Source organism: Desulforamulus aquiferis (assembly GCF_030577015.1).
Taxonomy (GTDB): domain Bacteria; phylum Bacillota; class Desulfotomaculia; order Desulfotomaculales; family Desulfotomaculaceae; genus Desulfotomaculum; species Desulfotomaculum aquiferis.
The window spans coordinates 90240-105150 of the sequence record NZ_JARPTC010000003.1 but is presented as its reverse complement, the minus strand read 5'-3'; the positions used below and the strand labels follow the sequence as shown (position 1 = coordinate 105150).

The window sequence follows — 14911 nt, the reverse complement described above, 5'->3', positions numbered from 1 at the left end:
ATAAGAAGTATATTAAAGGGGGTGACTAGAATGGCCGTTTGGAAATGCCAAAAATGTGGTGCCACAAAGGAAGGTCGCTGCCGTCCACAGAAATGCGTATGTGGAGCCACTAAGGAAGATTTTGTAAAAGAGAGTTAACCTTATACCGTATTCCATGGGTCCTGTCGGCAAACCACAGGACCCATAATTATTGCCCGGATAATCTATAAACTACTGGCTTTCATTGACCATATCAGCTGCCAGCCGCAGGGTGGTGACGGTGTTTGTAAGTATTATTTCATAAAGCATAATAGGTAGAACATCCTGGAGGGTTGCTCCAACTTCACCAGCCTGCACCCGCTTGTTAACAATATCACCTGCCCGGTTTAAACTGTGGTTTACAAGGGTTATTATTTCTTCCTGATGTTCTTGCACAAATTTGTCCACATCAATTTTCTTCATTATAATCACGTCCTTTATTGACAAATATTAAATATACAATAAGTATTATAAACCTGAAAAGAAACTAATTCCAAGGTAAACATTTTTTGTTTCTTGCTAAACCCATCTTGACCAGTTTGTGATATAATATACAATATTACATAGACAAGCTAATATAAAACTCAGGAGGGATAGTTGTGAATTTGTTAATTATGGGACCCCCTGGTGCCGGTAAAGGTACCCAAGCTGAAGTACTGGTAAAAGAAATGAATATCACCCACATTTCCACCGGCGACATGTTTCGTGCCGCTATTAAAGAAGGTACCGAAATGGGCAAAAAGGCTAAAGAATACATGGACAAGGGTGCCCTGGTTCCTGATGAAGTTGTTATTGGTATGGTTAAAGAGCGTTTATCTCAACCTGATTGCCAGAAAGGGTTCCTGCTTGATGGTTTTCCACGTACAGTAGAACAGGCTGCTGCCCTGGATGCAACCCTTCAAGAAATGGGTATTAAGCTTGACGGAGTTATCAATATAGAAGTTCCCCTGGAGAAATTAATGGCCCGCTTAACCGGACGTCGTGTATGTAAAGGCTGCGGTGCTTCCTATCACGTTATCTTCAACCCACCTAAAGAAGAAGGTCAGTGCAACAGCTGTTCAGGTGAACTCTATCAGCGCAGTGACGACAATGAAGAATCCGTTGGAACTCGCCTAAACGCCTACATAGAAAAAACTCAGCCCCTTATCGACTACTATGCTGCTAAAGGCATCCTGAAGCCAATCAATGGTGATCAGGAAATCGGCAAAGTACTTGAAGATATCCTGGCTGCTGTAAAATAATTAAGAAAACCTCCCGCTAAGGGAGGTTTTCGGTTTTGGAATATTAATTACCCTTTGGAAAAAAATAAAGTCCTTGTCTGATGGACAAATGTAGTATAATACTCTTTAGTACAACTGTCGAAAAATTTAAGCGATTATATGCTAACTTCAACAGTCAAGATGCTTATGGGACCGGGATGCTTCTAAAAAAAATGAGGGTGTCAGTACATTGTACATATATTGATAATTTAATTAGTTACAAAAAACAAACATTTTGTCGTTAACCTGAAGGAATTTATCTTGTGTTGTGGAATATGTTTTCCGTAGAAATTTTTAATCAACTCTGCTTTTTCTAAATGGTAGGGGGTGATCAAAGGTCCGACAGTTCCTAAAGGTGGATGTGCAGATTTAAAAGATTAAGAAATTTGAGGAGGATTAGAATGAGAAAGAATTATCGTCTACTGGCCGTTTTTGTAGCCTTGGTCATGCTGGCCGGTTTAGTAACCGGTTGTGGCGGCGGCGGAGAGCAAAAAGCTGCTGATGCAAAAGAAATCGTAATTGGTGGAAACTTTGAAATGAGCGGTAACGTTGCTACCTTTGGTACCGCTGCTGTTAACGGTGCTAAGTTGTATTTTGAAGAAGTAAACGCTGCCGGTGGCGTACTTGACAAGCAAATCAAGTTTGTTACCCTTGACAACAAATCCGACGCAACCGAGTCTGCTAACGTAGCAACCCGTTTGATCACCCAGGACAAAGTAGTAGCAATCCTTGGCGCAACCACTTCCGGTAACACCCTGGGCTATATCCAGGTTGCTGCTGACAATAAAATCCCTGTACTTTCCAGCTCTGCTACTAACCCTGATGTAACTGTTGACCCCAATACCAAAGCAGTACGTGACTATATCTTCCGTGCCTGCTTCATCGATCCCTTCCAGGGTACTGTAATGGCTAACTTCTCCATGCAGGATCTGCAAGCGAAAACTGCTGTAATTTATGTAGACAACCAGTCCCCTTATTCCAAGGGTCTGGCCCAGTTCTTTGAAGAATCCTTTGTTAAGCAAGGCGGCACCATTGTAGGTAGAGAAGCTTATGTTCCTGAAGACCAGGATTTCAAAGCTACTCTGACCAAAATTAAAGGTATGAATCCAGATGTTATCTACCTGCCTGGTTACTATGAGCAAGTTGGTAAAATCGTTAAGCAGGGTCGTGAACTTGGTATTGATGTTCCCTTCCTGGGCGGCGACGGCTGGGATTCCCCCAAATTGGCTGAAATCGCTGGTCCTGCTGCTCTAGCCGGAACCTTCTTCAGCAACCACTACTCCTCCGAACAGGATGACCCCAACGTAGTAGCCTTTGTTGAGAAATATAAGGGCAAGTATGGCGAAACTCCTGATTCCATGGCTGCTCTTGGTTATGATGCTGCTGTTCTGATTGTAGAAGCTATCAAGAACTCCGGCGATGGCACTCCTGAAAAAATCAAGGAAGCCCTGGCTGCCACCAAGGACGTTCAAGCTGTAACCGGCAAACTGTCCCTGGATGCTAACCACAACCCAATCAAGGGTGCTGCTATCCTTGAAATGGTAGATGGCAAGCAGGTTTACAAGACCTACGTTAATCCCTAGTATTTAAAGTTACCAGTTAACACCGTTGAAAGGGGGCTTCCCCCTTTCACGGTATTTTAAATCATCTGATTGGGGTGGCCCTCTTTGGAAGTCATGGAAGTATTTCTACAACAATTAATTAACGGAGTTTCCCTAGGGAGTATTTATGCTCTAATTGCCCTAGGCTACACCATGGTTTATGGTATTGTGCAGCTTATTAACTTTGCCCACGGGGATGTCTATATGGTTGGTGCGTATCTTGGATTTTTTGCCACAGCCATCCTAGGTTGGTCTTTCCTACCGGCACTGCTCATGTCCATGTTTGTTTGTGCCTGCCTTGGTGTGACAATTGAAAAGCTGGCCTATAAGCCTTTGCGTATGGCTCCAAGAATTGCAGCACTTATTACTGCTATCGGTGTTTCACTGTTTCTTGAATATGGTATGATGCTTCTGGTAGGTCCGCAGGTTAGGACCTTTCCCCAGGTATTGACTGAGGTTCAGTGGAAGCTGTTTGGCAGTATTACCGTAACAAACAGGCAGGTAATCATTCTTGTGGTAACCATTGCACTTATGCTATTGCTTCAATATATTGTGCACAAAACAATGATTGGTAAAGCCATGAGAGCGGTGTCCCATGATAAGCAGGCGGCCCAATTAATGGGTATCAATGTAAACAACACAATTTCAGCTACCTTTGCCATCGGTTCTTCCCTAGCAGCCGCTGCAGGTGTTCTGGTAGGTATTTATTACAATGCCATCAACCCGCTTATGGGTATCATGCCAGGTTTGAAGGCTTTTGTTGCCGCAGTATTAGGCGGTATCGGCATCATTCCAGGAGCTATGACTGGTGGATTCTTACTGGGTATTGTTGAGGCAATGGTAAGTGGTTATGGAAAGTCACTGTATCGTGACCCGGTTGCCTTTATAATCCTGATCATTATCCTCATAGTCAAGCCCGCCGGACTGTTCGGTAAGAACATCCGGGAGAAAGTGTAGGTGATGTCCGATGTTTGAACGGAAGCTCGGTAAACAATTTGGCATTTTACTTTTGCTGGTAGCCTTCTGGGGCGTTGTAGAATTTATGCTTAAAACCGGCATTTTAAACCCCTTTTATGAGTTGAACCTAATTCTTATTGGAATTAATATTATCCTGGCAGTTAGTTTGAACTTGATTAACGGCTTCAATGGTCAATTTTCCATCGGTCACGCTGGTTTTATGGCGGTGGGTGCTTACGGTGCAGCTATCATTACCCTTAAGGCCCAACTACCCTTTGCCATGGCACTGTTATTCGGAGCAGTTTTAGCTGGTATCTTTGGCTTGTTGGTTGGATTGCCTACTCTTCGTCTGCGGGGAGATTATTTAGCCATTGCTACCCTTGGCTTCGGTGAAATTATTAGAGGTATGATCGTTAACATTGATTATATCGGAGGTGCCTATGGCCTTTCTGGCATCCCAAAATTAGCTAACTGGACTTGGATTTTCGCGTTAACTGTATTAACTGTTATTGTTATTGCTAACTTTGTTAACTCCACCCACGGTAGAGCAACTATTTCTATTAGGGAAAATGAAATTGCCGCAGAGGCCATGGGCATTAATACCACAAAGTATAAGGTTATGGCCTTTGTTATCGGGTCATTCTTTGCTGGTCTGGCAGGTGGTCTGCACGCCCACTATTTTTACACCATTCAGCCTAATACCTTCAACTTCCTTAAGTCCTTTGATATATTAGTTATGGTTGTATTGGGAGGTCAGGGAAGTATTACAGGTTCTATTATTGCAGCCGTTGGCTTGACCATCTTGTCTGCTTCCTTGCAGAGCCTTGCTGCGTTACGTTTGGTGATTTACGCACTACTGCTTATCGTCATCATGTTGTTTAGGCCACAGGGCTTAATGGGGACCAAGGAGTTTAGCTTAAAAATGTTTAGAAAGAAATCGAAAGATAAGGAGGGTAAACAACATGGCTCTGCTGTCGGTCAATAATTTATCCATATCTTTCGGTGGTTTAAAGGCTGTATCCGATTTAAACCTTTCCCTTGAACAGGGCGATTTGGCCGGTTTAATCGGACCTAACGGTGCTGGCAAGACAACAGCTTTTAATATGCTAACCGGGGTTTACTTACCAACGTCAGGAGATATTTTGCTTGACGGAAAGTCTTTGGTAGGATTAAAGCCTTATCAGATCAACCACCGGGGGGTGGCCCGGACCTTCCAAAACATTCGCTTATTTTCCGATCTAACAGTTATTGACAATTTAAAAATAGCGTACCATAGTCACGCCAAATATGGTTTGCTTGGGGCCATCGCAAGACTACCTGGATTTTATTCCGGTGAAAAAGAAATGCATGACAAATCTATGGAATTGCTAAAGATTTTCAAGCTGGATAATAAGGCTGAAGAATTAGCTAAAAACTTGCCCTACGGTGAACAGAGGCGTCTAGAAATTGCCAGGGCCATGGCCACTCAGCCCCGGGTTCTGCTGTTAGATGAACCTGCAGCCGGTATGAATCCCCAAGAAACCCATGATTTAATGGAGCTTATTCGATGGATTAGACATGAGTTTGGCCTGACCATCCTGTTAATTGAACATGATATGTCCCTGGTTATGGGTGTCTGTGAAAAAATCTATGTACTAGACTATGGTCAAATTATTGCTGTAGGAACCCCGGATGACATCAGAAATAACCCAAGGGTTATCGAAGCATATCTGGGAGAGGAGGCCTCCTAATGCTAAAAGTTGATGATATACATGTTTATTACGGAGCTATTCATGCAATCAAAGGTATTTCGCTGGAGGTACCTCAAGGGAAAATTGTAACACTAATTGGAGCTAACGGCGCAGGGAAAACAACCACCCTAAACACCATTTGTGGCTTAATCAAGCCGAAGACAGGCAAGGTCTACTTTGAAGACAAGGACATTACAGGTGTTGCCACCCAGGAAATTGTAAAAAGGGGATTAACCCAGGTTCCTGAAGGCAGAAGAATATTTGCCAACATGCCCATCTATGAAAATTTAGAATTGGGAGCCTATTTGAAGAAGGATAAAAAAGAAGTAGCAGAGAGTATGGAAAGGGTTTATAAAAGGTTTCCCAGGCTGCTGGAGAGGAAAAACCAATTGGCCGGAAGTCTTTCTGGTGGTGAGCAGCAAATGCTGGCCATGGGACGAGCCCTAATGTCTAAACCAAGGCTGCTGCTGTTGGACGAGCCTTCTATGGGTCTGTCACCTATTTTAGTTAAAGAGATATTTTCTATAATTAAGGAATTGAATGAACAGGGAACCACCATATTGCTGGTAGAGCAGAATGCAAAAATGGCTCTATCCATTGCCCACAAGGGCTATGTAGTAGAGACTGGCCGAATAGTTTTAGCCGGAGATGCCAAAGAGCTTTTGGAATCTCCCGAAGTTAAGAAGGCATATCTTGGCGGTTAAAGCGCAAAGGGTAAAAAAATGATATTCACTGACCTCCCATCGAAAATCTAATAGTTCCTTGGGAGGCCTTTTTATAATGCTAGCTATATGTACCATGTCGATTAATTGAACAAACCATGTTCAAATATTTATTTCAACATTCAAAACATATTGCAGGAATTTTAATGAATGTTGTTGAACTGTTTGTCAATAAATAAATTATTTGGATGTGATCCTTTATGGGTAGGTATCATAAGTTCTACCCCAGTGCCAATGAATTATACAGCCTACCTGTCCAGGAAGTTGACCACTCTATTTCCGTCCAAGATGGACAGCGCTTACTGCAATCTGGGTTGCTGGGAGGACTATTGATAAAAAAAGAAAATGAACATAGTGTCATCCTTCCTGAAGATCTTGCGGGAGCTTCTGATGACAATTTATCAATTGTCTCTGTAGCTAGGAGACCAGCTATTTATTTTGCGGCGGAAACACCTGTTTCTGAACTGTTTGAGAAATGGACTTTGACTCAGGATTCTGTTCCGGTGGTAACCGGACAAAATGATCAGCCTTTAGGTATCGTCGACCCTCTAGCGGCAGCAGCATTAATGCACCAGGAATTTGTTAAGGTAAGGTCATATTTAGACAGTGTTTTGAATCTGGTGAATGAAAGTGTTTGCGGTATTGATCTAGGACACAAGGTAGTGATCTGGAATTCTAAGGCAGAAGAACTATATGGGGTTAAGTCTGAAGAAATTCTTTCGGGACGGATTGAAGATTTCTTCTCGAATATACGAATTACCAATTGTATGCATGAAAATAAGGAACTCAGGGGTCACTATCATCAACCCTGTGATGGAACCCATGTATTGATTAACTCAGGGCCTGTTGCAGCTGCCGATGGCATTCTTGGCGGAGTGTCGGTAGAAAAGGATATTACAGAAGTAGTTCAACTTAATCAGGAGTTATCCAAGGCCAGTTCCCAGGTCAAGCTTTTGGAGCAAGAAATCAGAAAAATGTCAGGTCAGGATTGTGCTTTTAGAAAATTAACAGGTCGCAGTCTGGCCATACAAAATTTAATTAACTTTGGGAAAAAGGTTAGCTCAACGGATGCAACAGTCCTCCTGAGGGGGGAAAGTGGCACAGGGAAAGAATTATTTGCCAGGGCTATTCATCAAAATAGTACAAGGCATCTACGGCCATTTATTGTTGTAAACTGTGGGGCCATTCCCAACAATCTCTTTGAGAGTGAGTTGTTTGGTTATGAGAGTGGAGCCTTTACCGGGGCAGACCGTAAAGGGAAACCGGGCATGTTTGAGTTGGCTAATGGCGGCACTATATTCCTTGATGAAATTGGGGAAATGCCCCTGGAAATGCAGGTAAAACTACTCAGGGTACTGCAGGAAGGAAGCTACTACCGGGTTGGTGGCTCTGAGTCGGTTCAGGTTAACGTAAGGGTATTGGCAGCTACACACCGGGACTTAGAATCCATGATTAGTCGAAGACAATTTAGGGAGGATCTGTATTACAGATTAAATGTTGTAACCTTGGAAATACCTCCGCTGAGGGAAAGGCGGGAAGACATTCCGGAACTGGTGCATCTTTTTGTGCAGGAATTTTGCCAAAAATACGGAAAATCGGTGGTTAAGATAGAACCTTCGGTTATGACTTCCTTTTTAGACTATTCTTGGCCCGGAAATATCCGTGAATTAAAGAATGCCGTTGAACGACTGGTGGTGTTAACCGAGGGTGATATTATTGATGAACAGTCACTACCGGAGAATCTTAGAAGAAACACCTACATTTCCCTGGTTACTGCCCCTGCGGCTCAGGGTAAGCTGATTGATGTGGCAGTGGAAGCAGAAAAGCAACTAATTATCAAAACTTTACAGCAGGTACGGGGTAATCGTTCAGAAGCTGCTAGAGTGCTTGGTATACCTAGAAGCACACTATATTATAAACTTAGGCAGCTAGGAATTCCTGCAAAAGGATAATTAATTTTTATCAAGATCGGGAGGTGAGCAGGCACTCAAGGTCGAATATTAACTATTTAGTGAATAATACGGTGGGGAGGTAAAGAAAAAGAAATGAAAAAAGGTAAGCTTTGGTCATTAGTCACCATGCTGGTAATTGTAGCTATGTTAGCTGTGGGCTGTGGTGGCGGCGGAGAAGAAAAGAAAGAAAATGGTGAAGATAAAACTCCAGCTGCAACAGAAACCATTAAGATTGGTTTCCTGGGTGCTAAGACCGGTGGACACGCTGCTTACGGTGTGGAAACCCTTAAGGGCATGAAAATGGCCGCTGAAGATATTAATAATGCCGGTGGTCTGTTAGGCAAAAAGATTGAAATTATTGAAGAAGACCATGGTAGCAAGCTGTCTGAGGGCGCAACAGTAACACAGAAGCTTATTACCCGTGATAAAGTAGTTGCTATCGTGGGTGACCCCACAACAGGTATTACTAAATTGGCTGCACCCATTGCCCAGCAAAACAAGGTAGTATTAATGTCTGCTGGAGCCGTAGGTACCGGCGTTGTTGAAATTGGCGATTATATCTTCCGTGACACCCTGCTGGATGCAGTTGCTGCACCTGCAGTTACCAAGTACTTAAAGGAGCAGCTTGGTTGGAAAAATGTTGCAGTAATCACCTCCATGAACAACGACTATAGTGTTGGCTTATCCAAGCTCTTCAAAGATGCATTAACTGCCAATGGTGTTGAAATAGTTGCTGAGCAGAGCATCCAGGACGGCGACCAGAACTTTGCCGCCCAGATTACTGCTATTAAAGGTAAGAATCCCGATGGTATTGTCTTCACCGGCTACTACACCGAGGGTGGCCTGATTATGAAGGAAGCCCGTAAGCAGGGTATGGAAGCTCTGATGATCGGCGGCGACGGCCTGCTATCTGACGTATTTATGAAGATGGGCGGCGAGTCAGTTGAAGGCAGCATGCTTTATGCAGGATTTGCTGCTGACGAAGCCAGAGCAGGAGAAAAGACCAAGAAATTTATCGAAGCCTACAAAGCCGGTAACAACGGTGTTCTCCCCGATATGTTCTCTGCCCAGGGTTATGATGCAGTTATGCTGATTGCTGATGCAATCACCGCTGCTAACAGCGATGTTCCAGAAAGCTTCCGTGCAGAATTAGCCAAGACCAGTGATTGGGAAGGTGTTTCCGGAACCATTACCTTCCAGGAAAATCGCGAGCCCATTAAGAGCCCAGTTTATATTCTGGAAGTTAAAGATGGAAAATTTGAGCTTAAGGACACTGCAGACGTTAAGTAATTTGGTTAGCTAGATAGGAATCACATGGTCGCAGCCATTGCGATATGAACCGTAATGGCTGCTAACCATGTTTACTTGTTAATCCCCCGCAGGAAGGATGTTTTCTTATGCTGTCGCAACAGATACTAAATGGAATAACCCTTGGGGCTACCTATGCCCTTATTGCTTTAGGTTATACCATGGTGTACGGTATTATCCAGTTAATTAACTTTGCCCACGGAGAAATTTACATGATAGGGGCCTTCGTCGGGGTGCTGATGGTTACAGTATTTCAGCAAGACTTGATCGTTTCATTATTTGCTGCCATGATGACTTGTATGATTTTGGGTGTAACCATAGAGAAGGTAGCCTACCGTCCTTTGCGAAGGTCTACTCGCTTGGCACCTTTGATCTCAGCGATTGGAGTTTCGATATTTATTCAAACACTGATGACGAAAATCCAAGGGCCACAGCCAGTGGGTTTTCCTCCTGTTATTGCGGATGCAATTTATAAAGTTGGTCCTATAGAAATTACCAAGGTTCAAATTATTATTTTGATAGTTGCCAGCACGTTGATGCTTGCATTAAACTTCATCGTAAAATATGTAAAGATAGGCAAGGCCATGCGGGCTGCTTCTGAAGATTACGACACGGCAGCTCTTATGGGTATAAACGTTAACCGTGTTATATCCTTTACCTTTGCCATAGGGTCATCCCTTGCTGCAGCGGGTGGTGTGCTGGTAGGGATTTATTTTAACGCCGTATCACCCTTTATGGGGGTTTCAGCTGGTCTGAAGGCTTTTTGTGCTGCGGTGCTTGGTGGTATCGGCAGTATTCCTGGAGCTATGCTGGGAGGATTGTTCCTGGGTGTAGCGGAAACCTTGGGAATTGCCGCGGGCTTTGACCTATATAAAGATGCCATAGCCTTTACCCTATTAATTATTGTATTACTTTTCCGTCCAACAGGGTTGCTGGGACGACCAATCCAAAGGAAAGTGTAGGTTATAGCCATGGATATTATTTTCAGCTCATTTTTAAACGACTACTATATCCAGGTATTAACTATGCTGGGTATCTATATTATTGCTGCCCTGGGGCTAAATTTGATTACAGGTGTTACCGGCCAATTATCATTTGGGCATGCTGCCTTTATCAGTATTGGTGCTTATACTGCTGCCATATTTAGCTTAAGGTTGAACATGCCCTTTGGAGTGGCTTTAATAGCGGGTGGCCTAATGGCCGCGTTTTGGGGAATATTACTGGGGTATCCTACCCTAAGATTGACCGGGGATTATTTAGGTATTGCTACTTTAGGATTCGGTGAAATTGTCAGGGTTGTCTTTTTAAACATGAGTATTACTGGCGGTGCTCTGGGTATGGCTGGCATACCTAGAACAACAACATTAACTATTGTTGTAATATTGGTGGCATTAGTTGTTTGGGCCATGTATCGCATTGAAAATTCTCGCTTTGGGCGGTCATTAATTGCTATCCGTGAGGATGAAATTGCGGCCGAAGCCATGGGCGTTAATATTACCACTAGTAAAATTACTGCCTTTGCCATAGGTTCCTTTTTAGCTGGTTTAAGCGGGGGACTTTATGCCCACTTACTACAATATTTGAACCCATCTGATTTTGGCTTTAGTAAATCCTTCGAATTTTTAACCTTTATTGTATTAGGCGGGCTAGGAAGTATACCAGGCGTTATACTTGGTACCACAATCCTTGCCCTGGCTCCAGAGTTTTTACGTTTCATAGCCGATTATCGTATGATGGTTTATGGCCTGCTGATGGTTATTATGATGATAGTACGACCCAGGGGTTTACTGGGTGGAGTTAAGCTTAGCAGGCTTTTTGCTAAAAATAAGATAGAAAAAACTGATTCCACCGCTGCTGGCGGGTCCAACTGATGGAGGTGTAATATGTCAACAACAATATTGGAAATGGACAATGTCACCATCCGCTTCGGGGGACTTACTGCGGTTGATAGTGTTAACTTAAATATCCAGGAAGGAACCATACGTGCACTAATTGGTCCTAATGGTGCTGGGAAGAGTACCATTTTCAACCTAATTACCGGAATTTACCCTCCCACATCGGGGGAAATAAGATTCCTAGGACAGAAAATAAATGGACTAAAACCCCATTTGATAACAGAAATGGGAATTGCCAGGACCTTTCAAAATATTAGATTGTTTGGCGATATGACAGTGTTGGAAAATGTAATGATAGGTCAGCACTGCCGTACAAAGGCGAATTTTATAGGTGCAATATTAAGAAGTCCAGGTGTCAAGGCAGAAGAGAAGTCTATTGTCGAAGCTTCACTTAATGCCTTGGAAGTTATGGAGCTTGGCCATAAAAAGGATGAATTGGCAAAAAACTTACCCTACGGGGAACAACGGAGATTGGAAATTGCTAGAGCATTGGCAACAAATCCTAAATTAATTTTATTGGATGAGCCAGCTGCAGGTATGAACCCCCAAGAAAAGCAGACACTTATGAGTATGATCAATAAAATAAAGTCAATGGATCTTACCATATTCCTTGTTGAGCATGATATGAAATTCGTTATGAGTTTATCCGACCGCATTGCTGTATTGGATTACGGCAAAAAGATTGCCTCAGGCACCCCGGCGGAAATCAAAAAAAATCCCGCAGTAATTGCTGCATATTTGGGAAAGGAAGTGGTTTAAGCCGTGCTGCTTGAGGTAAAGGATCTGCATGTCTCCTACGGTGCCATCCGTGCCCTCAAAGGGGTTTCTTGCGGTGTTAAAGAAGGTGAAATTGTCGCTTTAATTGGTGCCAATGGTGCTGGCAAAACAACCACCTTGCGGACAATATCAGGACTAATAAGACCTATATCAGGTGACATAACCTATAAAGGGAAATCGTTAATAAAAATGCCCCCCCATCAAATAGTAAGTCAAGGGATCTCTCAAGTTCCAGAGGGAAGACGTGTATTTACCAGAATGACCGTATTAGAAAACCTTGAAATGGGTGCTTATATTCGTAATGATAAAGCAAATGTCAAGGCAGACATTAAAAAGGTATTTGCACGATTCCCGAGGTTAGAGGAAAGAAAGGCACAGTTAGCTGGGACACTATCTGGTGGAGAACAACAAATGCTGGCCATGGGTAGAGCCTTAATGTCACAACCTACGGTTCTGCTAATGGACGAGCCTTCCATGGGGCTGGCACCCATGCTGGTTCAAGAAATCTTCTCCATTATTAAGGAGATAAATCAGGCTGGCACTACTATCCTGCTGGTGGAACAAAACGCACACATGGCTCTGTCTATTGCCAGTAGGGCTTATGTTTTAGAAACAGGAGAAGTAGTACTAGCAGGTCAGGCTTCTGATTTAGCAAAGGATCCTGAGGTTCAAAAGGCCTATCTAGGTGAATAATGAAAAGTATCAACAAAAAGTAGGAGTATTCCTACTTTTTGATTATAATAAATACAAAGCAAAAATCTTTCTCTTAAACAAGCTGGAAGCTTTTAAACTAAAATATTTTTGTGGATACTGGGGTGGAGATATATGCATAAGGGATTTCTAACTGTTAAGGAAATGTTATACAGGGATCTCCTGCCCGTCGGTCCTAACAGTACCATTGGTGAAGTAAGGGAAAAGGGTATTCCTAATCGCCCCGTGGTGTTGATTACAGAAGAGGACAGACTTATCGGGGTTCTGCTTTGGAAAGAAGTTATCAATCGCAATTTAGAATCTGATGTTAAGGTTAGTAAAATTATGCGGCGAGATTTTTCATCATTGGATGAAGAAGATTTAGACCGTGAAATATTAACCTTCCTTCCTGAGCTGCGGTATCATGCATTGGTATGCCGCAATAAAGAAGGGAAGGTTCTTGGTGTTCTCTCCTATGATCAGGTATTCCATGATTTAACCTTAAAGGTTTGCGAGGCCGATGCCAGGTTAAATGCAGTGGTTGAAACGGTGGATGAGGCCATCTGTATTGTAGATGCTAATGATACAGTGCTGGCCTGGAATAGCAGGGCGGAATCGCTATATGGTATTAAAGCCACCGATATCTTGGGTAAGCCAATAAATCAATATTTCTCTAATCTGGTTATAACTAGAATCAATAGGGAGTGGCAGGAAATAAGATCCCTCCCCCACCAACCGGTGGAGGGAACTCATGTCTTGATTAACGCAACACCAGTAAGGCTGGGGCCCAAAATTATTGGTGGGGTTTCGGCCGAAAGGGATGTTACAGAAATTGTTCAATTAAATCAGAAGCTTAGCCAGGCCAGTTATCAGGTTCAGAGGCTAGAGCAGGAGATTATTCAATTTACTGCCGACAGAAATCCCTTCGCATCAATTAAAGGGCATCATAGGCGCCTAATGGAAGTGATTAATGTCGCCAGAAAGGTGGCAACCACCAACGCAGCAGTACTAATCAGGGGTGAAAGCGGTACTGGTAAAGAGCTGGTGGCTAAGGCCATCCACCAAACTAGCACCAGAAATGAAAAGCCTTTTAATGTAATAAACTGTGCAGCTATACCAAGAAGTCTTTTTGAAAGCGAAATGTTTGGCTATGAAGGTGGTGCCTTCACAGGTGCCGATAAAAGGGGTAAGCAGGGAATATTTGAACTATCCGATGGCGGAACATTATTTTTAGATGAGATAGGTGAGCTTCCCCCTGAAATGCAGGTTAAACTTCTTCGGGTAATTCAGGACGGGATATTTTTCAGGGTAGGGGGTTCTGTGCCTGTCAAGGTAGATGTACGCTTAATCGCTGCAACAAACCGTTATTTAGAAGAAATGATCAATAAAGGAGAGTTTAGAGAGGATTTATATTATCGCCTCAATGTAGTATCCTTGGAGCTGCCTCCCTTGAGGGAAAGAAGAGAAGACATTCCTGAGTTGGTGTATCTATTCCTGCAGGAATTCAGCCAACTGTATAATAAACAAATCACCAAGTTGGAACCAGGGGTTATGGCGACCTTTTTATCCTATTCTTGGCCAGGAAATATCAGGCAGCTTAAGAATGTCATAGAGCGGATGGTGATATTGTCAGAGGGTGATACAGTTCCAGAAAGTGCCATACCTGATTCCCTTAGGGTAACAAGTCAACAGGATCAGATAGGAACTACCATTGGACTTGCCTCGGTGACAGAGCAAACAGAGCGGGATTTGATTGTAAGAACATTAAAACAAGTAAATGGTAATCGCTCTGAGGCTGCAAGAATGCTGGGTATACCAAGGAGTACACTATATTATAAAATGCATCAGCTAGGGATAATGTAAGGGGTAATGTCAAGGACATTATTAATTTTTGATACATTTTGTGGAGTGTCAATAATATGACACGTTGTACAATATGTTGAACGTCAAGTATAAACAAAAACACGTCTAAAGACGTGTTTTTGTTGTTTCTACAAGGTAT

The 14911-nt window shown here is 43.0% G+C and carries 15 protein-coding genes; 14 read left to right on the top strand and 1 reads right to left on the bottom strand.

The features are described 5' to 3' along the window. Positions 1–30 precede the first annotated feature (30 nt). Positions 31–138: an RCKP-type rubredoxin-like domain-containing protein gene (locus tag P6N53_RS18710; RefSeq protein ID WP_373322975.1), complete on the top strand. Its 108-nt coding sequence runs from the start codon at positions 31–33 to the stop codon at positions 136–138. Positions 139–210: 72 nt separating this feature from the next. Here the strand turns inward: P6N53_RS18710 and P6N53_RS02935 are convergent, their stop codons facing one another. Beyond that, positions 211–441 (bottom strand): hypothetical protein, encoded by a 231-nt coding sequence (locus P6N53_RS02935; RefSeq protein WP_304541054.1) that lies wholly within the window; start codon positions 439–441, stop codon positions 211–213. Positions 442–617: 176 nt separating this feature from the next. Between P6N53_RS02935 and P6N53_RS02930 the strand changes: the two genes are divergently transcribed. The 13 genes from P6N53_RS02930 (at position 618) to P6N53_RS02870 (ending at position 14772) form a co-directional block, all read left to right on the top strand. Continuing rightward, positions 618–1259 carry an adenylate kinase gene (locus P6N53_RS02930; protein ID WP_304541053.1) on the top strand — a complete coding sequence of 214 codons (642 nt, stop codon included), beginning with the start codon at positions 618–620 and terminating at the stop codon, positions 1257–1259. Positions 1260–1678: 419 nt separating this feature from the next. After that, on the top strand, positions 1679–2860 hold the full coding sequence (locus tag P6N53_RS02925; protein ID WP_304541051.1) for an ABC transporter substrate-binding protein: 1182 nt from the start codon (positions 1679–1681) through the stop codon (positions 2858–2860). A 93-nt stretch (positions 2861–2953) separates the two neighbouring features. Continuing rightward, entirely contained in the window at positions 2954–3835 is an 882-nt protein-coding gene (locus P6N53_RS02920; protein ID WP_304541132.1) for a branched-chain amino acid ABC transporter permease, read from the top strand. A 10-nt stretch (positions 3836–3845) separates the two neighbouring features. Further along, the gene (locus P6N53_RS02915; RefSeq protein ID WP_304541050.1) at positions 3846–4820 is read left to right on the top strand and encodes a branched-chain amino acid ABC transporter permease; all 975 of its coding nucleotides are present in this window, start codon (positions 3846–3848) and stop codon (positions 4818–4820) included. Further along, entirely contained in the window at positions 4798–5565 is a 768-nt protein-coding gene (locus P6N53_RS02910; protein ID WP_304541049.1) for an ABC transporter ATP-binding protein, read from the top strand. Before P6N53_RS02915 ends, P6N53_RS02910 begins: the two co-directional genes overlap by 23 nt. Continuing rightward, positions 5565–6269: an ABC transporter ATP-binding protein gene (locus P6N53_RS02905; RefSeq protein WP_304541047.1), complete on the top strand. Its 705-nt coding sequence runs from the start codon at positions 5565–5567 to the stop codon at positions 6267–6269. Before P6N53_RS02910 ends, P6N53_RS02905 begins: the two co-directional genes overlap by 1 nt. A gap of 218 nt (positions 6270–6487) precedes the next feature. Further along, positions 6488–8239 (top strand): sigma-54 interaction domain-containing protein, encoded by a 1752-nt coding sequence (locus P6N53_RS02900; protein ID WP_304541046.1) that lies wholly within the window; start codon positions 6488–6490, stop codon positions 8237–8239. Between the two features lie 93 nt (positions 8240–8332). After that, positions 8333–9529 carry an ABC transporter substrate-binding protein gene (locus P6N53_RS02895; protein WP_304541045.1) on the top strand — a complete coding sequence of 399 codons (1197 nt, stop codon included), beginning with the start codon at positions 8333–8335 and terminating at the stop codon, positions 9527–9529. A 107-nt stretch (positions 9530–9636) separates the two neighbouring features. Then, the gene (locus P6N53_RS02890; protein ID WP_304541044.1) at positions 9637–10509 is read left to right on the top strand and encodes a branched-chain amino acid ABC transporter permease; all 873 of its coding nucleotides are present in this window, start codon (positions 9637–9639) and stop codon (positions 10507–10509) included. Positions 10510–10518: 9 nt separating this feature from the next. After that, the gene (locus P6N53_RS02885) at positions 10519–11418 is read left to right on the top strand and encodes a branched-chain amino acid ABC transporter permease (RefSeq protein WP_304541043.1); all 900 of its coding nucleotides are present in this window, start codon (positions 10519–10521) and stop codon (positions 11416–11418) included. Between the two features lie 12 nt (positions 11419–11430). Next, on the top strand, positions 11431–12201 hold the full coding sequence (locus tag P6N53_RS02880) for an ABC transporter ATP-binding protein (RefSeq protein WP_304541042.1): 771 nt from the start codon (positions 11431–11433) through the stop codon (positions 12199–12201). 3 nt (positions 12202–12204) lie between these two features. Then, positions 12205–12912, top strand: coding sequence for an ABC transporter ATP-binding protein (locus P6N53_RS02875; RefSeq protein WP_304541041.1), 708 nt, complete (start codon positions 12205–12207; stop codon positions 12910–12912). Between the two features lie 132 nt (positions 12913–13044). Beyond that, on the top strand, positions 13045–14772 hold the full coding sequence (locus P6N53_RS02870) for a sigma 54-interacting transcriptional regulator (protein ID WP_304541040.1): 1728 nt from the start codon (positions 13045–13047) through the stop codon (positions 14770–14772). Positions 14773–14911: the final 139 nt, after the last annotated feature.